Annotated in this window: 20 protein-coding genes and 1 pseudogene; 12 read left to right on the top strand and 9 right to left on the bottom strand. The window is 69.4% G+C overall.

The annotated features are described in order from the left end of the window. The first annotated feature begins 7 nt into the window (after positions 1-7). The 4 genes from ACIBVQ_RS34970 to ACIBVQ_RS34955 are packed head-to-tail and all read left to right on the top strand — an operon-like array spanning position 8 to position 4,433. The gene (locus ACIBVQ_RS34970; RefSeq protein ID WP_399182986.1) at positions 8-1,084 is read left to right on the top strand and encodes a methyltransferase; all 1,077 of its coding nucleotides are present in this window, start codon (positions 8-10) and stop codon (positions 1,082-1,084) included. After that, complete coding sequence (locus tag ACIBVQ_RS34965; RefSeq protein ID WP_386197110.1) at positions 1,081-2,382, top strand: aspartate aminotransferase family protein; 1,302 nt, start codon at positions 1,081-1,083, stop codon at positions 2,380-2,382. The genes ACIBVQ_RS34970 and ACIBVQ_RS34965 overlap by 4 nt, the downstream gene beginning before the upstream one ends. A 55-nt stretch (positions 2,383-2,437) precedes the next feature. After that, positions 2,438-3,733 carry an MFS transporter gene (locus ACIBVQ_RS34960; protein ID WP_352012231.1) on the top strand — a complete coding sequence of 432 codons (1,296 nt, stop codon included), beginning with the start codon at positions 2,438-2,440 and terminating at the stop codon, positions 3,731-3,733. Between the two features lie 16 nt (positions 3,734-3,749). Then, positions 3,750-4,433, top strand: coding sequence for a class I SAM-dependent methyltransferase (locus tag ACIBVQ_RS34955; RefSeq protein WP_399182844.1), 684 nt, complete (start codon positions 3,750-3,752; stop codon positions 4,431-4,433). 14 nt (positions 4,434-4,447) lie between these two features. On the opposite strand, the gene ACIBVQ_RS34950 is transcribed toward ACIBVQ_RS34955, so the two are convergent. The 3 genes from ACIBVQ_RS34950 to rsgA form a co-directional block, all read right to left on the bottom strand. Continuing rightward, positions 4,448-5,122 carry a GAP family protein gene (locus tag ACIBVQ_RS34950; protein ID WP_399182842.1) on the bottom strand — a complete coding sequence of 225 codons (675 nt, stop codon included), beginning with the start codon at positions 5,120-5,122 and terminating at the stop codon, positions 4,448-4,450. A gap of 235 nt (positions 5,123-5,357) precedes the next feature. After that, positions 5,358-5,870, bottom strand: a complete 513-nt coding sequence (locus tag ACIBVQ_RS34945) for a GNAT family N-acetyltransferase (RefSeq protein WP_386197123.1) — start codon at positions 5,868-5,870, stop codon at positions 5,358-5,360. A 494-nt stretch (positions 5,871-6,364) separates the two neighbouring features. After that, positions 6,365-7,441, bottom strand: coding sequence for a ribosome small subunit-dependent GTPase A (rsgA, locus tag ACIBVQ_RS34940; RefSeq protein ID WP_399182840.1), 1,077 nt, complete (start codon positions 7,439-7,441; stop codon positions 6,365-6,367). A 467-nt stretch (positions 7,442-7,908) separates the two neighbouring features. On the opposite strand from rsgA, the gene ACIBVQ_RS34935 reads away from it, so the two are divergent. Together ACIBVQ_RS34935 and ACIBVQ_RS34930 are read left to right on the top strand one after the other, a co-directional pair. Continuing rightward, positions 7,909-9,021, top strand: coding sequence for an ABC transporter substrate-binding protein (locus ACIBVQ_RS34935; protein WP_399182838.1), 1,113 nt, complete (start codon positions 7,909-7,911; stop codon positions 9,019-9,021). Between the two features lie 28 nt (positions 9,022-9,049). Then, the gene (locus tag ACIBVQ_RS34930; RefSeq protein ID WP_399182836.1) at positions 9,050-9,787 is read left to right on the top strand and encodes a VOC family protein; all 738 of its coding nucleotides are present in this window, start codon (positions 9,050-9,052) and stop codon (positions 9,785-9,787) included. Between the two features lie 19 nt (positions 9,788-9,806). On the opposite strand, the gene ACIBVQ_RS34925 is transcribed toward ACIBVQ_RS34930, so the two are convergent. After that, positions 9,807-10,196 (bottom strand): WD40 repeat domain-containing protein, encoded by a 390-nt coding sequence (locus tag ACIBVQ_RS34925; RefSeq protein ID WP_399182834.1) that lies wholly within the window; start codon positions 10,194-10,196, stop codon positions 9,807-9,809. 4 nt (positions 10,197-10,200) lie between these two features. Continuing rightward, positions 10,201-10,503: a hypothetical protein gene (locus ACIBVQ_RS34920; protein ID WP_399182832.1), complete on the bottom strand. Its 303-nt coding sequence runs from the start codon at positions 10,501-10,503 to the stop codon at positions 10,201-10,203. A 337-nt stretch (positions 10,504-10,840) separates the two neighbouring features. Between ACIBVQ_RS34920 and ACIBVQ_RS34915 the strand changes: the two genes are divergently transcribed. Beyond that, positions 10,841-11,407 carry a recombinase family protein gene (locus tag ACIBVQ_RS34915; RefSeq protein WP_399182830.1) on the top strand — a complete coding sequence of 189 codons (567 nt, stop codon included), beginning with the start codon at positions 10,841-10,843 and terminating at the stop codon, positions 11,405-11,407. A gap of 305 nt (positions 11,408-11,712) precedes the next feature. Here the strand turns inward: ACIBVQ_RS34915 and ACIBVQ_RS34910 are convergent, their stop codons facing one another. Then, positions 11,713-12,711, bottom strand: coding sequence for a Tn3 family transposase (locus ACIBVQ_RS34910; protein ID WP_399182828.1), 999 nt, complete (start codon positions 12,709-12,711; stop codon positions 11,713-11,715). On the opposite strand from ACIBVQ_RS34910, the gene ACIBVQ_RS34905 reads away from it, so the two are divergent. Next, the gene (locus ACIBVQ_RS34905) at positions 12,704-12,952 is read left to right on the top strand and encodes a hypothetical protein (protein WP_399182826.1); all 249 of its coding nucleotides are present in this window, start codon (positions 12,704-12,706) and stop codon (positions 12,950-12,952) included. The genes ACIBVQ_RS34910 and ACIBVQ_RS34905 overlap by 8 nt on opposite strands. Before the next feature lie 14 nt (positions 12,953-12,966). Continuing rightward, positions 12,967-13,533, top strand: coding sequence for an ArsR/SmtB family transcription factor (locus ACIBVQ_RS34900; protein WP_399182824.1), 567 nt, complete (start codon positions 12,967-12,969; stop codon positions 13,531-13,533). Positions 13,534-14,522: 989 nt separating this feature from the next. Here ACIBVQ_RS34900 and ACIBVQ_RS34895 read toward each other — a convergent pair. The 3 genes and pseudogenes from ACIBVQ_RS34895 to ACIBVQ_RS34885 form a co-directional block, all read right to left on the bottom strand. Beyond that, on the bottom strand, positions 14,523-15,611 hold the full coding sequence (locus tag ACIBVQ_RS34895; RefSeq protein WP_399182822.1) for a retropepsin-like aspartic protease: 1,089 nt from the start codon (positions 15,609-15,611) through the stop codon (positions 14,523-14,525). Positions 15,612-15,754: 143 nt separating this feature from the next. Beyond that, positions 15,755-16,318 (bottom strand): hypothetical protein, encoded by a 564-nt coding sequence (locus ACIBVQ_RS34890; protein ID WP_399182820.1) that lies wholly within the window; start codon positions 16,316-16,318, stop codon positions 15,755-15,757. Positions 16,319-16,403: 85 nt separating this feature from the next. Then, positions 16,404-17,016: pseudogene (locus ACIBVQ_RS34885) on the bottom strand (IS5 family transposase); the annotation flags it as partial. Here ACIBVQ_RS34885 and ACIBVQ_RS34880 point away from each other — a divergent pair. The 3 genes from ACIBVQ_RS34880 (at position 16,957) to ACIBVQ_RS34870 (ending at position 18,368) form a co-directional block, all read left to right on the top strand. After that, entirely contained in the window at positions 16,957-17,214 is a 258-nt protein-coding gene (locus ACIBVQ_RS34880; RefSeq protein WP_399182984.1) for a Tn3 family transposase, read from the top strand. The pseudogene ACIBVQ_RS34885 and the gene ACIBVQ_RS34880 overlap by 60 nt on opposite strands. 112 nt (positions 17,215-17,326) lie before the next feature. After that, positions 17,327-17,767: a Tn3 family transposase gene (locus tag ACIBVQ_RS34875; protein ID WP_399182818.1), complete on the top strand. Its 441-nt coding sequence runs from the start codon at positions 17,327-17,329 to the stop codon at positions 17,765-17,767. Positions 17,768-18,119: 352 nt separating this feature from the next. Then, positions 18,120-18,368, top strand: a complete 249-nt coding sequence (locus ACIBVQ_RS34870; RefSeq protein WP_399182816.1) for a hypothetical protein — start codon at positions 18,120-18,122, stop codon at positions 18,366-18,368. The last annotated feature ends 269 nt before the right edge of the window (positions 18,369-18,637 follow it).

Here is an 18,637-nt window from a genome sequence, read left to right as displayed (position 1 = left end):
GCGACAGATGAACGGCGCCCCTTCGGCGGAGACGGCGACCGAGCCGATCGCCGACATCCGCGCGCTCTTCGACATCTACCAGAGCGGCGTCGCGTGGCACTGCGTGTGCGCGATCAGCAGGCTCGGCGTCCCCGATCTGCTCGCCGGCGGCGCCCGCCCGGTCACGTGGCTGGCGGCCGAGGCCGGTGCCGACGAGGACGCGTTGCGCCGTGTGCTGCGCCTGCTGTCCGGCCACGGGATCGTCACGTTCGACCCGGTGCCGGATGAGGTGTCGCTCACCGGACGCGGACGGCTGCTGTGCGCCTCGCACCCGATGTCGTTGCAGGCGACGTTCGCGACGCTGGGGATCTCCGACGTCGCGCACGCGCTGACCGAGACCCTCACCACGGGCCACGCGGCGGCGCCCGGGGTCCTCGGCACGGGCTTCTGGGAGTATCTCGCCCCGCGGCCGCAGGAGCAGACGACCTTCGGCAGGGCGATGGTGGAGCAGGCGCGGTTGCTGTCGCTGCCGTGCCTGCCGCTGCTCGACTGGCCGGAGAGCGGGGTGATCGTCGACGTCGCGGGCGGCGTCGGCGTCCTGACCGCCGGGGCGCTCCAGGAGGCGCCCGGGGCGACGGCGGTCCTCGTCGACCAGCCACAGGTCCTGACTCTGGCCGGGCCGTACCTGGAGAGTCAGGGGGTGTCCGGCCGATACGCACTCCATCCCGGCGATCTGTTCGTCCCGCCGCCGCCGGGCGATCTGTATCTGCTCGCCCGGGTGCTGCACGACTGGGACGACGCCGCGGCGGTCCGGATCCTCCGCGCCGTCGCGAGCGGGGCGCCGAGGGAGGCCCGCCTTCTGCTGTTCGAGGACCTGCTTCCCGAACACGGCGTCCCCGCCTCCCAGCAGAGCTGGAGCGACGTCGCCATGATGGTCCTGTACGAGGGGGCCAGGGAACGCACGCTGACGGAGTATCGGCGGCTGCTGGAACACGGCGGATGGCGGTTCGAGAAGGTCGTCACCGGTCCGCCGGGAATGAGCGTGATCGAGGCCGTCAGAGGTACGGCCCCGGCCGAATCGGACATCGGAGAGGTGAAGCCTTGATCGATCCTGCCGACTACCCGCTGTGGAACAGCCCCACGATGGGCGCCTACCTTCGGACGCTCAGGCCGGAGAGCATGCTGGTCGAGGGACGGGGGGTGCGGGTACGCGACCGGGGCGGACGCTGGTTCCTCGACGCCCGCTCCGGGCTGTGGAACGTCACGCTGGGATACGGCCACCAGGCCGTCGGCGAGGCCGTCAAGAAGCAGATCGACACCCTTGCCTACGCCAACCTGATCGGTTACGGACGGCCCAGCGCGATCTCCGTCGAGGCGGCCAACGCCCTCGTGCCGCACCTTCCCCCCACGATGAACAAGATCCGATACTGCAGCAACGGCGCGCAGGCGGTCGAGACGGCGGTGCTGCTGGCCCGTTTCCTGCACCGCGCCGACGGTGCGCCCGCCCGCAGGGCGGTGTTCGGCCTGTGGAGCGGCTACCACGGCCTCGGGGCCGCCGGAGGCGCGCTCACCGGCATGCCGTACGTGCACGAACAGTCCGGCCCCCTGCTGCCCGACGTCGAACACGCTCCCGGCCCGTTCACCGCGGGGCGGCCCGGCGAGGCCGGAGACCTCGAACGGCTCATCACCTCCTACGGTCCGGAACGCGTGGCGGCGGTCGTCGTCGAACCGGTGGTGGGTGAGGGCGGCCACGTGCTCACCGACGAGTACCTGCACACGCTCGCGGCCTTCTGCCAGGACCACGGGATCTATCTGATCGTCGACGAGGTGACGACCGGGATGGGCCGCACGGGCGAGTTCACCCGCACCGGACAGGTCGGTGTCCAGCCGGACATGCTCACCCTCGGCAAGGGTCTGAGCGCCGGATACGCGCCCCTGTCGGCCGTGGTCCTGTCGGACGCGGTCTACGAACGGATTCTGGGTCTCGACTACGACCAGAAGTTCCTCATCGGCTCGACGAACGACGGTCACCCCCTCGGGCTGGCCGCCTCCATCGCCGTGGTGGACACGCTGACCGGCGACGGCGTACTGGAGAACGTGAAGCACCGGGGCGCGGAGCTGTACGCCGGTCTCACCGCGGTGGCCGAAAGGCATCCGCATGTGAACGCGGTCCGGGGCACCGGCCTGATGTACGCCGTCGAGATGCGCGGGCCGGACGGTGAGCCCGCTCACGAGGCGGCCTCAAGCCATCTGCGGCTGGCGATGGAGGATCGGGGGGTTCTCGTCTCCGCACTCGCGATAAGCCCGGCTATCATGATCATTCCCCCGCTGGTGATCTCAGCGGACGACGTGACCCAGATCGTGACGGCGCTCGACGAGGCGCTGGAGGAACTCGGCCCGTGATCCGGTGCCGGGACGTGCGAGAAGGCGGGCAGCGAGTGGATGGGGGAGCGGCACGATGAAACTCGGTCTCAAACCGGACTCGGTGGTCCGTAACCGGTCGTTCGCGCTGCTGTGGTCGAGCCAGTCCCTGTCACTGGTCGGCACGCAGATCACCCTTGTCGCGCTGCCGCTGACCGCGGTCGTCGTCCTGAACGCGACCCCGATGCAGGCCGGTGTCCTCGGCTTCCTCGAACGCCTGCCGTACCTGCTGTTCGCACCGCTCATCGGCGTGCTCGTCGACCGGGGGAGACGCAGGCCGCTGTTGATAGGCTCCGACGCGGTCAGGGCCCTGCTGCTGGGCTCGATCCCCGTCTCGTACGGCCTCGGCTTCCTGTCGATCGGGCAACTGTTCGTGGTGGCGTTCGTCATCGGCATGATGACGGTCGTCTTCGACGTGTCCTACCAGGCCTTCCTTCCCGGCCTCGTGGGGCGTGGGCACCTCGTCGAGGCGAACGGCAGGCTGCAGATCTCCGAATCGCTGGCCCAGGTGGCGGGCCCCGGGCTCGCGGGCCTGCTGATCGGCGTGCTGAGGCCGCCGGTCGTCGTCGCCATCGACGCGATCAGCTATCTCGTGTCCGCGCTTTCGCTGCTGGGCGTCAAAAGGGACGAACGCCCGGCGCCGCCCCCGTCCGGGACGGCGCTCTCGATACGGGCCTCGCTGCGCGAGGGCCTGGACATGGTGCTACGCCATCCGGTGCTGCGCTGGGCGATGATCGCCGGCGCCGTGGGGAACTTCTTCTTCGACGCCCTGACGGCCGTGTTCTTCCTGTTCCTCATCCGTGACGTCGGCACCGGCGCCGGTGGGGTCAGCCTGATCATCTCGGTGGGGAGCGTGGGGGCGCTGTGCGGCGCGTTCTGCCTGGGACCCGTCACACGCTTCCTCGGCACGGGGCGGTCGTTGCTGGTGTCCACCGCGCTGCCCGGGGTGGGGGTGCTCGGCCTCGCGACCGTTCACGGGGGCGGCATCGGGCTGGTCACCGCGGCGGCGGCGAACTTCGTCGTACTGTTCGCGGTTCCGATCTACAACGTCACGATCATCAGTCTGCGGCAGGCCGTCACCCCCGACCACCTGCTCGGACGGGTCGTCGCGACCGTGCGCATGATCTCCTGGGGCGCGCTGGCGCTCGGCTCGCTGGCGGGCGGGGCGCTGGGCGGCCGGATCGGTCTCAGGGAGACGGTGCTCGTCGCCGGTGTCGGACTGTTCGTGCCCACCGTGATCCTGTGGTTCTCGCCGGTGCGTCACATGCGCTCCGTCCAGGAACTCTCCGACGATGATCCGACCGCCTCACCGCAGGCCGCCCGCTCCGAGTGACGAGAAGGGAACGATCTTGAGCCCCTACCACGGGTCCGGTCCAGGGGAGATCACCCCGGACGGCTGTGCCGTTGAGTTCTACGACCTCCTGCCGCCGATGGGGGAGGCGGAGATCGTGCACGCGGCTCTGCCCGCCGGGGCGTCGATCCTGGAGCTCGGCTGCGGGACCGGCCGGATCCTGCGGCCCCTGGCCGATCTCGGCCACCCGGTCATGGGGGTCGACGAGTCCCCGGCGATGCTGGAACGCCTGGGAGAGCTGCCCGCCGTACGGGACCGGATCGAGACGGTGCGTCTGGGACGCGTCTTCGACGCCGTCCTGCTCGCCAGCACCATGATCAACACGGACCCGGCGCAACGCCGCGCCTTCCTGCGGACCTGCCGTGAACACCTCGCCCCGAACGGCACGGCCGTCTTCCAGCGGACCGCCCCGGACTGGTTCGACACGGCCCAGCCGACCGCGCACGAACACGACGGCATCCGGCGCGTGGTCAGAGAGGTCCGCCGGGACGGGCCGTGCGTCGACGTCGTCATCGACTACCACGTCGGCGAACGAACCTGGACCCACGCCTTCAGCCGCCACCCCGTCGACGGAGCCGAACTCGCCGGCGACCTGGCCGAGGCGGACCTGACCCTGGGCCGGTGGCTCACCGACGACCGCACCTGGTTCACCGCGACCCCACGGACTCCACGGACTCACTGACTCGCGGGTACGCCTCAGGCCAGCAGGCCGCGCAGGCCCCTGGCGAGGAACAGCATGCCGAACACCAGGATCAGCAGCAGGGACAGGGCGCCGTTGTGCCGGATCAGCCAGCCGCGCATCCGCCGCAGTCGTTGCGGGCCGTCCTTGCTGAGCGCGGTGACGTAGGGGGCGAGCACGCCGAGGCTGCCGATGACGACGAACGCGGCCGCGAGGATCACCTGCCGCCCCGCGGGCAGTGGCACCCGGCCCGCGGCGACGGCACCGCCGGCCAGGGAGGCGAGGTTGACCGGGTTGGCCACGATGAGCACGGCCGCCACTCCGGCGATCCTGGGTTTGGTCATCGTGTCCATCGCGGCGATCCAGCCGGGTACCTTCGGGTCCCTGCCCTCCTTGCGGCGTACGGCCCTGCGGACACCGAAGAAGGCCGTCAGGAGCAGGAGGACGCCGATGACCAGGCTGATCCAACCGGCCCAGGCGGGCGACTCGTGGCCGGTGGCACCGGTGGCGCCCAGCAGCGCGATGAGGGCCAGCAGCACGACCCAGCTCATGATCAGCCAGGTGATCTCGAACAGCAGGGCCTTGACCCGCCCGTTGGCGCTGATCAGCAACGCGATGACGGCCACGACTGGGAACGGTGAGACGATCAGGCCCAGCGTGTAGGGCAGCATGTCGGCGAACGCCTCACCCATGGTCGCCCTCCCGGTAGGCGGTGGCCGCGGTTTCGTTGGAGCGGCGTACGGCCCGGACCCCCAAGCTGCGATTGGCTTACCCCCTTTGACCTGGGATGATGCTTGGCGATCTCGTGAACCTGCCCCATCTCGCACCACGGATGCTCGGCCGCGAAGCCGCTCCACCGACCTTCGCGACGGGCGAACGGCCCCCAGCGGTGCCGGGGGCCGTTCGCCGCGTTCGAGGAGCGGGAGGTCAGACGCCGAACGCCGCCGGGTAGCGGATGACGCCGCTCGGGACCGGCTGTTCAGGGTTGAAGGCGAGCGCCATCATGTACTTGTCCTCGACGTCGAAGGGCGGGCGGATTCCGTACCCGGAGGCCGGGGTGAAGCCGAAGCGGGGGTAGTACTCGGCGTGGCCGAGCACGAGCACCAGGTTCTCGCCCTGCTCACGGGCGGCTCGCAGAGCGGCGCGGATGGCGGCGGACCCGGAGCCCCGCCGCTGATGGTCGGGCTTGACGGCGCACGGGCCCAAGGTGAGGGCGGGTGAGTCGCCGACGTGGCAGCGGGTGAGCAACGCGTATCCAGCGAGATCGCCGTCGGGGGTCTCGGCCAGCCAGGACAGGCCGGGCAGCCACGCCTGCGGATCGGCTCGCAGCGCCTCGACAAGGTCGGCCTCGTGCGGGCTGGGGAAGGCGGCGAGGTTGATGTCGCGGATGGCGGCGACGTCGCCGGCGTTCTCGGGACGGGTGGTCCAGGAAGAGGTCATGGTCGGGTTCGTCTCCTTGTCCTTCTGCGGATGCAGGACATAGCCGGTGTACCGGTAGTCAGCGCCGTGCTCGCGGCGCATGGTGATCTCTTGCAGGGTGGCCGCGACCGCCTCGCGCATCCCGGGTACGGCCAGGTCGGCCGCGTGGGCGCGCTGTGACAGCGGCGTGCGGTACTCCTCGAACCAGTCGAGGTACGGCTGACGCAGGTCGACCGCGGTGACCTCGGCTCCGGCCTGGGCCGGCACCAGCGAGGAGCGGCCCGGCCCGCAGCCGACGTCCAGCACGCGCGGGCGCGGCGTCGGCGGCCCGGCCAGGGACAGCAGGTGGCGGATGGGCACGTCGGAGCCGGAGCCTTGACGTGCCAGGTTGTCGTGCAGGGCGAAGAACGCCGCCACTGTGGGGTCGCCGACCGGGTCGTGCGGGCTTCCGGGCATGGTGGTGCGGCCTCCGGGTGGCCGATGAGCGGTCGAGGAGGTCGGTGGGACGCGGCCGGTCATGGCTGCTGGTCCCGGAACCTGTAGGTGGCGCGCAGGTGACTGGTGATGGCCTTCTGCCGGTTGACGCGCTCGTCGCGCAACCGGGCATCGGTACGTGCGGCCGCCCAGGCGTTCTCCCGTTGCAGCTTGCGGTAGCTGTCCAGACGGCGTCCGGCCAGCTCGCCCGCGTCGATGGCGGCCTGAACCGCGCAACCCGGTTCGGTGTCGTGGGCGCAGTCGCCGAAGCGGCAGTCCCGAGCGAGGCGTTCGATCTCGGCGAAGACCTGCTCCAGGCCGTCGGCGGCGTCATGCAGGCTGATCCCGCGCAGGCCGGGCGTGTCGATGAGGACCCCGCCGCCGGGCAGGGGAACCAGTTCGCGGCGGACCGTGGTGTGGCGGCCCTTGCCGTCCTGCTCGCGTACCGTGCCGGTGGCCAGCCGCTCCTCGCCGAGCAGCGTGTTGCCGAGGCTGGACTTGCCCGCGCCCGAGGGGCCGAGCAGCACGGTGGTACCGCGCACCAGCGCGACCAGCACGTCGATGTTGTGACCGGTGGCGACGCTGGTGACCAGGACGTCCACGCCGGGTGCCAGCGCTTCGGCCTCGGCGTGGACGGCCTCGGGATCGTCGGCCAGGTCCGCCTTGGTCAAGACGATCACCGGCTGCGCCCCGCTCTCCCAGGCCAGGGCGAGCAGCCGCTCCAGTTTGGCCGCGTCCAGGGGCGTGGCCAGGGACAGGGAGATGACGACCGTGTCGACGTTGGCGGCGAGCACCTGTCCGTGGGAGGACCTGGACGCCGACGAGCGCACGATCGCGCTGTGCCGCGGCAGCAGCGCCGCCAGGTGCGGTTCGGCGCCCGGGCGCAGCGCGGCCCAGTCGCCGGTGCAGGGCGTCAGGAGCGGGTCGGGCGGGTACGGCGCGGCGAACGTGGCCCGCAGCGGGCCCGACGTGGTGATCGCCGTGCACAGGCCGCGATCGACCCGGGAGATCCGGGCCGGCACGAGGCCCGCTTCGTAGTGCTCGGTGAAGGTTCGGTCGAGTGCGCCGGTCCACCCGTACCTGAACAGGCCGGATGGATCGGTGTACGTGTATGGCAACGTGAGAGACCCTTGCGGAGAAGGGGCCCCGACGAGACGCGGACGTCACCCCGCCTGGCGAACCCGATGGCTCAAGGCTGGGGGAAGAAGTGGGTCAGACCGGGGCCCGGGACGTGAGGTTGGTCCGGGCGCTGCCCATGGCAGCGGTCTTCACCGCGGTCATCAAACCTCACCTCCCTCCCACACCGATCCAATACCGAACGAACGGCAGCCTAGCACTCCGACCAGGGTCAGTTGTACCGCTGCCGGTGAGGTCCACCGTGACCTTTCCTCACCGACGCCGTGGAACGACCGCTCGGACGCGGACCACGGACGTTCGCGCACTGGTGCACGCGACGCCGACGCGTTCCGGCCCTGACGGCGGTGGCCTCGTCACCCGGGCGCGTCCCGCCGCGTACGATCAGGCCTTGCCACTCCGTGATCCAGGCAAACCGCTCAATGACTCACCGCACAGGAGACGCCAGCACATGAACACGTCATCGTCGTCATCTGGAGCGGAACGGGCCGCCGAGTCATCCATCCGGATCGGCGCTCTTGCCCCGCTGACCCGGCCTGGCTGGGTCGAGGCGGGCCGGCACCTGATCGCCGGACTTGAGCTGGCCGTTCACGAGGTCAACGACGCCGGGGGCATCGCCGGAAGGCCGCTCGAACTGGTGGTCAGGGACACCGCGGCCGATCCGCAGAAGGCCGCGGCGGCCGTGGACGAACTGGCCGGTCTGGGGGTGACCGCCCTCGTGGGGGAGTATCACAGCGTCGTCGCCCGAGCCGCCGCAGCCAGGGCCGACGCCCTCGGCCTGCCGTTCCTCTGCTCGTCGGCGGTTCTCGACGAGCTCACCGAGCGGCCGACGGAGTGGGTCGCGCGCCTGGCCCCCGCGCAGTCCCACGGCTGGCGGATCTACGCGGACTTCCTTCTCCGCGCGGGCCACAGCCGGATCGCCGTGGCGGTCCAGCCGAGTGTCTACTGGGCGTCCGGGACCCGCGTCCTGCGGGACCACCTCGCCCCCCGTGGCGGCACCGTCACCGAACTCGACATGCTCGCACTCACCCCCGCGGCCGTGTGCGACGCACTCGTCCGTGACCGCGCGACAGCCCTTCTCCTTCTGGTCGGTCACCCGGAACCGGCGGCGTCGATCGTCAAGTCCGTCCGCCGTGACCCGCGCCTCGGCGAGATCATGATCGGCGCTCCGGCCGGGCAACCTGAGTCCGCCGAGTGGGCGACGCTGCTGGGCGACGACGGCGTCGCGATCCCCTTCCTGCGCTACCTGCCCGAAGTCCTCAGCCCGCTCGGCGCACGCGTCGAGACGGCCCTTCGCGAACGGCTGGCCGAAGCACCCTCCTTCGTGGCCTTCGAGGGCTACGACACGATCGCCGTCCTCGCCGACGCGCTGCGGTCCCACGGCACGGACCGGGCACGTGTCGCCGAAGCATGGCCGCACGTCGCGGTCGAGGGCACCCGTGGGTGGATCCGGTTCTCCCGCACCCCGGGCATCAGCGTCCGGCAGTGGGTCTGGGCACCGGTCCAGATCGTCGACCGGGACCCGGCGGAACCCGGTCGCCTCCGGGTCCTGCACTCCGGCTGAGCCGGTTCTCCCTCGTAGGATCGGCGGCATGGCGACGAGGCTTGTACAGATTGCGATGGACGCCCGGGATGACTCCGTGGTCGGCGGCTTCTGGGCGGAGGCCCTCGGCTGGGGCGTCTCCAGCGAGGGACCCGGCGTGACCAACGTCGAACCCGTGGGCTTCGCCTATCCCGACCCCGCCGCGCTGTACATCGACGTGGTCGCCGTACCGGAACCCAAGACGGTGAAGAACCGCCTGCACGTCGATCTCGCGACCACCTCCGCCGCCCACCAGGCGGACCTGGTCGCGCGCCTTCGGGCCCTTGGCGCGACGTCCGCCGACGTGGGCCAGGGCGACGTTCCCTGGACGGTTCTCGCCGACCCGGAGGGCAACGAGTTCTGCGTGCTGGAGCCTCGGCCGATCTACCAGGACACCGGGCCGATCGCCGCGGTGGTGGTCGACTGCGTGGATCCGCGGGCCATGGCCCGGTTCTGGGGTGGGGCGATGGACTGGACCCTGCACGAAGTCACCGACGACCATGCGACATTGCGCTCGGCCAAGGACGTCGGGCCGTACCTTGAGTTCGTCCGCACGCCCGATGTGAAGACCGTGAAGAACCGCGTCCATCTCGATCTCCGGCCGTACCCCGGCGACGACCAGGCGGCGGAGGTCGCCATGCTGCGAGCTCTCGGTGCCGTCGACGTCGACCTCGGCCAGGGCGACGTTCCCTGGACGGTTCTCGCCGACCCGGAGGGCAACGAGTTCTGCGTCCTCGCCCCGCGCTGAGAGCTTGGTCCGCGGATCGTCAAGGGCAGATCTGCTGATACGACTCCCCGGGAACATACTGCTGCCATTCCTGCCGGGTGAGGGAGCGCCCCACGGCGGCGCAGACCGCCGCGGGCGGATCCGGGGGCAGCTCCGTCTTCCACAGCCGGATGGTCCTGTCCTCCCCACCGGTGGCCAGCAGGCGACCGTCGGGGCTGAACGCCAGTGTGGCGATACCGCTGGCGGAGCCGGTCACGGGGGAGCCGCTCAGGCGGCGCGTCGTGACGTCCCACACCTGGACGCCTCCCTCGTCGTCGGCGGTGTTCAGCCGGACACCGTCCGGGCTGAACTGCATGGTGGTGACGGCGGTGGTGTGACTGGTGGGCAGGGTCCCGACCAGGCGACGGGTGGCGACTTCCCACAGCCGCACGTCCTCACCGACGCCGCCTGCGCCGGGCGGTGGCGCGGTCGGCCGACTCCGCCGCCCGCACGGAGGCCCGCAGGAAGGCCTGCTCGGCGACGGTGAGGTCGTCGGGGTGGCTCAACAACGGCTCGGCGGAGGTCAGGCGCGCTCCCCGGTACAGGACACCGGCGTCCCGGCCGTGCTCGTTCCAGAGGGCGGCGGCCTCACCCAGGCGCAGCAGCTCACGCTCCTGATCGATCCAGGCGCGCAGTCGCGGACAGGAGGTGATCAGCACCTCGTGGGTCAGTTCGACGTGGTCGTCGTGCAGCGTCACCAGCCGGACCGGGCGAGCCGTTCCAGCACCCCTTCGGGGTGTGCGACATGGTCGAGGTCCTCGTAGGAGGGGTGCCACCAGAGTACGGCAGAAACGGGCCACGAGGTGGGATAGCCGCTGGTCAGGAGGCAGCCAAAAGGCGGCAGGAAGACACCGTGGAGCGGACCGGCGCAGGCGGCCGGGCGTTCATCTAACGAACGTCTGCCGAACACCGGCCCGAACACGTCCGGACGAATCGCCGCACCCCGCCAAAGCGTTCATCTTGCCGTTCATTTTTCAGTCAGTAGTGTTCAACTACTTCTCACGGCGCGTTTGATGAACGGAAGGCGCTTCTTCGATGGCGCTCATCGGCTTGGTACGGGTCAGCACCGACAAGCAGAACACCCAGCGGCAGCACGACGCCCTCGATCCGATCTGCTGGAAGGTGTTCGAGGAGAAGATCAGCGGCAAGCTCGCCACCGATGACCGGCCCGATCTCCTGACCGCCCTGTCCTACGTCCGCGACGGAGACCTGCTGTGCGTCCAGGAGGTCGACCGCCTCGGCCGCAACCTCCTGGAAGGCCTCATCGTCCTGAACGATCTGTTCCAGCGCGGCGTCGGCGTCAAGGTGCTGGAGGGCATCGCGGCCGGCGAGCACACCGAGCGGTCCCTGATCCTCGACCTGGCGCTCGCCCTGGCCGAAGACCGCCGCCGCGACATCGTCCGCAAGACCGTGAACGGCCTGGAGGCCGCCCGCGCTCGCGGCCGCATCGGCGGCCGCAGGCCCGTGGTCGATGACGACAAGCGTGCCGCCATCCTCGCCCGCCGCGAGCGCGGCGAATCCATCCGCACCATCGCCACCGGCGTGAAGGTCTCCGTCGGCGTCGTCCACAAGACCCTCACCGAGGCCAAGACCACCTTGTAATCCGGCCCGACAGACAACGGGGGCGCACCATGGCCGCCCCCCCTGCACGAACAGACGACATTGGAGGCGACGGCAGAGGAAATCCGGCGGCAGATCACCGCGGGCATACGGGCCTTCCAGCGATACCTGGACGACCAGGGCCACACCACAGCCAAGCGGGCCGCTGCCCTCATGGAACAAGCCCGTGGCCACGCCGCCAAGATCCTGAGGCTGACCACACTGACCACCGCAGCCCCTACCGATCCGTCCGGTTCCCCAGACGGCCTCTGACCCAGTCGGCGCGAAGGCAGGGCGGGCGGCGGGCGTCAGGGGGCGAACAGGACGCGGGGTTCGAGATCGAGCCGGGTGGTGGGGGCGGCGGCGGGCGGGGTGAGGTTGAGCGTCCAGTTGCCGAACCGGCGGATGGTGTGGGTGATGTAGGGGGAGATGGTGGCCAGGTCGTCGGGGTCGACCGGGTGGCCTTCGGCGGCGATGGCGTTGGCGGCGTCGGTGATGTCGCAGGCGATGGAGTAGATCACGCAGTTGGCCAGCAGCTCGTTGAACTTGATGATCTTTTCTTGGTAGTCGGGGTCGTTGTGCGGGATGAGCCTGCCGCCGAACATCAGCCAGTCGGCGAACCCGCGGAAGGCCTCGTTGCGGTTGGTGACCTGCGTGATCTGCTCGCGCAGGTCGGGGTCGGACAGGTAGCGCAGCAGCGTGATGGTGCGCACCGCGCGGCCGAGCTCGCGGAAGGCCCGGTACAGGCGGTTCTTGCGCGAGTGGTTGCCCAACCTGCGCAGCAGGGTGACCGAGGAGATCCGGTTCTGGCGGATGGAGATCGCGGTGCACAGCAGATCCGTCCGGTGGGTCTCGATCAGCCGCCAGTCGATCGCCTCCTCGCCGAACAGCGAGTCGATGTGGGCGTAGCGGACCTCCGGATCGGGCCGGTAGGAGATCAGGTCGTGCCAGTTGCGGATGCGCGGCAGCAGGTCGAAGCCCAGCAACGCGGCCAGGCCGAAGACCGGCAGTGACTGGCCTTGAGTGTCGGCGTGGATGGTGTCGGGCTGGATCTCCGAGGCGTTACGCAACAAGCCCTCGATGATGTAGACCGCCTCCCACACCCCGCACGGGATGAAGTGGGAGAACAGGGCCACGTAGGTGTTGGAGATGTGCCGGTAGGCAAGCCCGCCGTAGCCGCCGTAGCGGATGTGGGACTCGGCCAGCAGGTTGTTCTCCCACGTTTCGACCTGGGAGCCGTCGGCGGCCACGGTCGTGCCGTCGCCCCACATCGAGGTGATGTCGAGCCGGTTGAAGCCGTTGACCACGGACGCCCACCAGCAGAAGCGCTACCTGCGCGCCGTCGAACGCCGCCCCCTCGCCCGCGACCACGCCATCAGCCGGCTGCTGTTCTACTCCGGCGTCCGGATCGCCGAGCTCGTCGCTCTGGACGACGACATCCCGCTCTCGGCGCGCAAAGGCAAGCATGAGTCCTGCCCACACCTCGCCTACCAAGGATGTTGTCATACCCGCACCAGATATCTACGCTATTTCGTAACTATGGAATAGCGTAGGAGGATGCGATGAGCGAGGACAAACTCACCGAATTAGAGCGCCGGATCGCCCACCTGGAGAGTCGAGTCGACACCGCTGCCCCACGACGCCTCCCGAAGTCGCCGCCCCTCACCACGGCAGCCACCAGCATGCTCCGCCAGGCGAAGGAGGAGAACAGGCTCGGGACGGTGGGCTATGTCGGAGCAGCACGGCTGGCCGGCGGCGAGAACCTCTGGGACAGGCAGCTTTCTCTCGCCGAGTTGCTGTCGGCCGATTGGGCGCCAGTGGCCACCATCCTGGAGTCCCTGGGCAGCCGGCCGCGGCTGGCGCTGCTCGCCGCGCTCGTACAACAGGGCCGGTGCACCAGCACCGACCTCCAAGAGTCTCTCGGCGGAGACGGCGAGCAGACGAGCGGCCAGCTCTACCACCACCTGCGCGCGCTACAGAGCGCCAGGCTGATCACACAACGAAGGCGCGGCGAGTACGAGCTGGCACCTCAGGCCACGATCCAGGTCCTCACCATCCTCGCCGCCGCGTTCGACCTGGCCAACGACCCCCCACTGGGCCCACCAGCCGATCTCCCCAACCCGGAATGACCAAGCAGGCACCAAGTTGCATGGACTTGCGGAGGCCGTCCAGCAGCAGGCCACGCAGGTAAAGAAGGCCCTGGGCCGCTGATGGGAGCGGGCCTAGGGAATAACCACGCAGTTCCCTGAGCCCTCCATCATCGCCATAGCTCCAGGAACTGCGTGTTCTCCGTACAGAAGACGTCGGTTCAGCAGTTGAAGGGATCTCAGGATCGGTGAAGCCTCTTCCTCTTCGTTGAGGTTTTTGTAGTGGTGGTGAAGATGAGGAGGCGCGTAGCCAGCCCGTCCATGGACGTCATGGTCCGGTGTCGAGCGTTGCCCTGACAGGAAACGCCCGATCACGCGGGGGTTGACTCCGTACACCAGCTCAGGCGTCCCAGCCGCGCGCCGGGCCGGCCGCCGTCGCCGTGTCCCGGGCACTGCCTGGTACCGCTCCGAGATCGGCCGCCATGAACGATCTTGGGTTTCGGCGCACCCAAGGGTGCATGACTTCTCAACTACCCCAATGGTCCAACGTCACCCCTTGGGTTCGCGGGAACTCTGGGCTTTCGGGGGGCCCGTAGCGAACAGTGAAAATCCAACAGATATAGCTCTGAACTGCGGATTCTTAGAGTTCGGTGCAGGCAGGTGCGATGCAGGTGGTGTACATCCGGTGTGCCTTGCGCGCGGCTGGTCCGGCGGTTTGCTCGGCCAGGGCTGCGCTCTGCTGTAGCGCCGCTCGGTGCAGGGTGAGTGAGCCGTCGGCGGCACCCGAAGCCGATGAAGCCAAGGCCTCAGCACAGACACCGAACGTAGCTTGATGTCTCGACAGGTTTGACAGGTACCGCCCAGCCGAAGCCGAGCGGCGGGTCCTGGCCACCCGCGCCGAGTCGCGGACGGGGTCCGGATCAGATCGCCCGAGCCACGGGCGTAGCGGCTCTCCCACGCCCGCCGTTCAGTACGGCAGGCCGTTTTTTAGTGTGCCCTTCTCCATTGCTCACCAACTTGTATTTGACTGCCTATTCGCCCGCGCCAGGTGCCGATCGGAACACGTACCGTCCCCTGTCGAAGTCCAGCGTCCATGCGTACGTCTTGAGGAAGCCGTGCGTTAGCAGGCCGTCGACGCGTATGCCGCCGAAGGACTGCCACGGCGTCGTCCGCGACCTCGCGACGGCCACGAGCGGGTCCCTCCGGGTGAGCGGGCCGAGAGACACCGGCTCGGGGCTGTCGAAGTGTGGGCGGCCGGTCAGGTGACGCGGGACACCCCAGGCGCGGTAGTGGCGGGGCGTGGCCAGCAGGCAGGCCTGACGCGGCGGCTTCACGGCGTCGTCCAGGTAGACCATGCCCGAGTCGATGAAGAAGGTGAGGTCGTCGCGTGGGCCGAAGCCGCCGCGCGCGAACATGAAGTGATCCGCCCAGAGGTAAAAGCCGAACTCCGCCGCCACAGGACTGTTCGCGAGGAGGTGGGAATGCTCGATGGCGGCGTCGGGGCGGCCTCTCGGGGAGAGGATGAGGCGGTTGCAGGGGTGGTCGACGGTGGACAGGAACTGTTCCAGGACGTTGGTACCGATGATCACCAGGTCCTGGGGGCCGACGAGGGTAGAAAGCACCTGAACCGGCACGTTGGTCAGCGACGCGGCGCCCAAGCGCAGCTCGGCGATGATGCCGTGACGTAGCTCGGCGCGCTGCAGCCCGTGAGAGCTGGTGCCGCCCGGGGTGGTCACCACACCTGCCTCTGCGGCGCGTCGTGGTCCCATGACGACGAACGTGCCGCCGGTGTCGAGATGCGCCAGTACGTCGACACCGTCGATGGTCGCCGCCACTGCCGGAAGGTACGGCGTGAGCTCGTGGTCGGCGAACGGAAGGACGGTGGTGCCGTCGAGCCGTACCCCTAGCGGGCGGGTCAGCCTGGGGTCGAGCACGCGCAGCGCCTGCTCGACGGCCCGCGGCCGGACGTTATGGCGCCGCCGTACGTGCTCGATGGCCCGATCGGGGCGGCCCAGATGCAGCCAGGCCTCGACGACCGGCTCGTCCAGCGCCCTCGGCGCGCGGCCCGCCGCGGCGAGGGCGTCGTAGTGGGACAACGCCTTCTCGTAGGACTGTTTCACGGAGTGGCACAAGAAGAGCAGGTGATCTCGGGAAGAGCCGGACAGGACCTCGGCGTGGCGTTCGCAGCCCTCCACATCGCCTCTCGACCAGGCCCGCCACGCCGGCCGGGAAGGGGCGTCCAGTAATCCGCCCAGAGCGCTTCTCATTCGTGCTCCTCCTGGGGTGACTCGGCGGTGCCGAGATCTATGGCGATGGCGACCATCGTCATCAGCGGTACGACCGCATGGGGTGCGATCGCGTACTCGCCGCGCCGGGGCTGGATGAGCAGGCCCGCACTCTGCAGGTCCTTGAGGTGGTGGTACAGGTGCCCGGTCGAGGTCTCGCCGAGCGCCTCTTGAAGCTCCCTGCGCGTCCGCGGCTTCTTGAGGAGTGCGGCGAGCAGGGCCAGACGCGGTCGGCTGCCGAGGCGTTCGAGCAGGGTCGCGGCCGCGGCCCAGCGCGCGTCCGCCACCTCGCCGGCCGCGTGCTCCATCGCCCACATGTAGTCGCGGTCCTCGAAGGTCACCGCGCCGCCGTACATGACCATGCCTGGGCGGGCCTCCTCTCCGGCTCTGGACCGGATCAGATCGAGCAGGTCGAGCGGCGCGTCGGCGATGGGCCGCGGCGGGGTGTCCGCGGGGAGTGGCCGGTCGGTGGGCGCCTCCTCCAGGAGGGCGACCCGGCGCTCAAGCTCCGCGACCCGTTCTTCGAGCAGTCCTCTGGGCATCCCAGCTCCCTTGTTCTGTTGTTCCGTATTTCCGGAATAATTGAACTATAGTGCTTAGGAGGGCCTTCGAGGAGGCTAAGAACTCCTAACGCCATGAACTGAGACGGCGCCAGCAGATCAAGGCGCAACCAAGGCTGAGGAAGGCCTCATGGATGTCGTCGCGGACTTCCCAGCGGATGCGCAGGCGGCGGAAGTGGTACAGCAACGCGAAGGCCTGCTCGACGACCCAGCGATGTTTGCCCAGGCCAGAACCGTTCTCGGTGCCGCGTCGCGCGATCAGCGGGCGGATGCCGAGGGCGCGGACCTGCTTGCGGTACCTGTCGTGGTCGTAGCCGCGATCGGCCGGCGCGACGCCGGGACGCCTGCGGGATCGCCTGCAGCAGCGGCACCAGCTGAGTGACGTCGCCCGCGGTTGCCACCGGTCAGGATGACGGCCAAGGGAATGCCGGTGGCGTCGACGATCAGGTGGTGCTTGCTGCCGGATCGTCCCCGGTCGACCGGGCTCGGGCCGGTCTGCGCCCCCCCTTTTAAGGCTCTGACGTGGGAGGAGTCCACCGAGGCCCGGGAGAAGTCGATCGCGCCCGCGGCCCTGAGCCTGGCCAGGAGCACCTCGTGCAGGCGCTGCCAGACCCCGCCTTGTGCCACCCGTTCAGCCGCCGCCAGCACGTCATACCCGAGCCGTACCCGCGTTCACGGGGGAACGTCCCATCGCGTTATTCTCCCGATTTGTGCCGTGCGGGGCGTGGGAGGCGATCTACATCATCGATGGGCTGTTGGCCAATGCCTCCGAAGTTCAGCCCAAGACTGTGCACGCCGACACCCAGGGCCAGTCGTTCCCGGTCTTCACACTCGCGCACTCGTTCGGGTTCGATCTGATGCCGCGTATCCGCAATTAAGGGGCTGACCTTCTTCCAGCACGCCGACCAGGTCGCCTACCACCACATCGACTTCTTGTTCCGTGGCGAAGGCGGGCACCGGAATGTGATCGACTAGGAACTCATCGAGAAGATGTGGCCGGACCTGATGCGGGTGGCGATCTCCATCCGGGAGGGCCGGCTCAACTCCGTCACCCTGCTGCGACGACTGGGCTCGCACTCGCGCAAGAACGAGATCTACCGGGTTTTTCGCGAGGTCGGGCATAGCGTGCGCACCGTGGCGCTGCTGCGCTTCCTCGCCGATCCCGCGTCGCGGCGGCGCATCACCGCGGTCACCAACAAGGTCGAGGGCTTCAACGGGCTCTCGGCCTGGCTGCGCTTCGGCAACGACGGCGTCATCGCCGACAACGACCCGGCCGAGCAGGAGAGGATGATCAAATTCAACTCGTTGCTGGCCAACTGCGTGATCTTCCACACCGCGTTGGACATGACCGACGTGCTGCGTCTGCGTCCCGACGACTTCGATCCCGACCTGCCCGAGATCGATTTCACCCTGCTGGGCGAGGCGGCATAAGGCCGCCGTCCACCCAGGTCGGACCCAGCGGAACGATGACGTTGAAGACCGTCAGATCCATTGAGGCGGATCATGGCTCGGTACAGGGCCGTCGGCGCGGGAGCGGGCTCCAGCGATGGCAGGTCGGCGCCGGGGGCGGCGTAGGCGCGCAGCATGTGACCGACCAGGCGACGCCAGGTGCCGGGGGCGGCCTCGGCGGTGGCGGCCACGACCCCCGCGTTGGCCATCAGCGGCGCACTGCAGGCTCAAGGACGGCCGCGTCAACGGCTGGCTCGTGCTGCACCCATGACCAGGCCCATAACACGGGGTTGTCCGGGGTGACCCCGTGTCGAGACGCTGCGGAGAGCAGACGATGACATGGAGGCATGTCAGCGACGAAACGCATCCGGGCAGGCGGGCCGCCGCCGTGCTGGCCGTGGCGGGAGTTCCGGCCGCCGTGTGGGCGCCGCAGCCCATATTCGGCCTGCCGTCGTTGATCGCCGTCACGGTTGTGGCGGTGGCGCTGTTCGGCTCCGACCGGCTCAGCGAACGGGCGTTCCGGCTGCTGCGCTGGGCGGCCGACCGGCCCGAACCACTCCGGCGAACCTCCCCGGCCGGCTGATGTGCACCCGCGGACGAATCCACATTCCCGAGGCCTTGGCCTCGGTCCGGCGAATACGCATGTTCCGGAGGCGGACCGGGGCCTGATCGACAACGGAACGGTCAGTGGCGTGAACAGGCCGGCGTGGGTGGAGCTGCCGTCGTCCACCGTTCCAATCTCGACGGACGCCTGGCTGGCAGGGATCTCGCAATGGTCGGGCGTTGACTTTGTCGCAAGTTATGACGCACCATATTGATACAAAGCTTGCGACAAAGGAGGCGCTGTGACCC

Origin of the sequence: Streptosporangium sp. NPDC049376, assembly GCF_044466505.1 — a bacterium.
GTDB lineage: Bacteria > Actinomycetota > Actinomycetes > Streptosporangiales > Streptosporangiaceae > Streptosporangium.
This window is presented reverse-complemented; position numbering and strand designations above follow the sequence as displayed.

Excerpts from the sequence above, each read along its gene's own strand:
- ACIBVQ_RS34970 (WP_399182986.1), top strand. The coding sequence starts at position 8 with ATGAACGGCGCCCCTTCGGCGGAGACGGCGACCGAGCCGATCGCCGAC.
- ACIBVQ_RS34960 (WP_352012231.1), top strand. The coding sequence starts at position 2,438 with ATGAAACTCGGTCTCAAACCGGACTCGGTGGTCCGTAACCGGTCGTTC.
- ACIBVQ_RS34950 (WP_399182842.1), bottom strand. The coding sequence starts at position 5,122 with ATGGGTGAGGCGTTCGCCGACATGCTGCCCTACACGCTGGGCCTGATC.
- ACIBVQ_RS34945 (WP_386197123.1), bottom strand. The coding sequence starts at position 5,870 with ATGACCTCTTCCTGGACCACCCGTCCCGAGAACGCCGGCGACGTCGCC.
- ACIBVQ_RS34935 (WP_399182838.1), top strand. The coding sequence starts at position 7,909 with ATGAACACGTCATCGTCGTCATCTGGAGCGGAACGGGCCGCCGAGTCA.
- ACIBVQ_RS34930 (WP_399182836.1), top strand. The coding sequence starts at position 9,050 with ATGGCGACGAGGCTTGTACAGATTGCGATGGACGCCCGGGATGACTCC.
- ACIBVQ_RS34915 (WP_399182830.1), top strand. The coding sequence starts at position 10,841 with ATGGCGCTCATCGGCTTGGTACGGGTCAGCACCGACAAGCAGAACACC.
- ACIBVQ_RS34900 (WP_399182824.1), top strand. The coding sequence starts at position 12,967 with ATGAGCGAGGACAAACTCACCGAATTAGAGCGCCGGATCGCCCACCTG.
- ACIBVQ_RS34890 (WP_399182820.1), bottom strand. The coding sequence starts at position 16,318 with ATGCCCAGAGGACTGCTCGAAGAACGGGTCGCGGAGCTTGAGCGCCGG.
- ACIBVQ_RS34875 (WP_399182818.1), top strand. The coding sequence starts at position 17,327 with ATGTGGCCGGACCTGATGCGGGTGGCGATCTCCATCCGGGAGGGCCGG.
- ACIBVQ_RS34870 (WP_399182816.1), top strand. The coding sequence starts at position 18,120 with ATGACATGGAGGCATGTCAGCGACGAAACGCATCCGGGCAGGCGGGCC.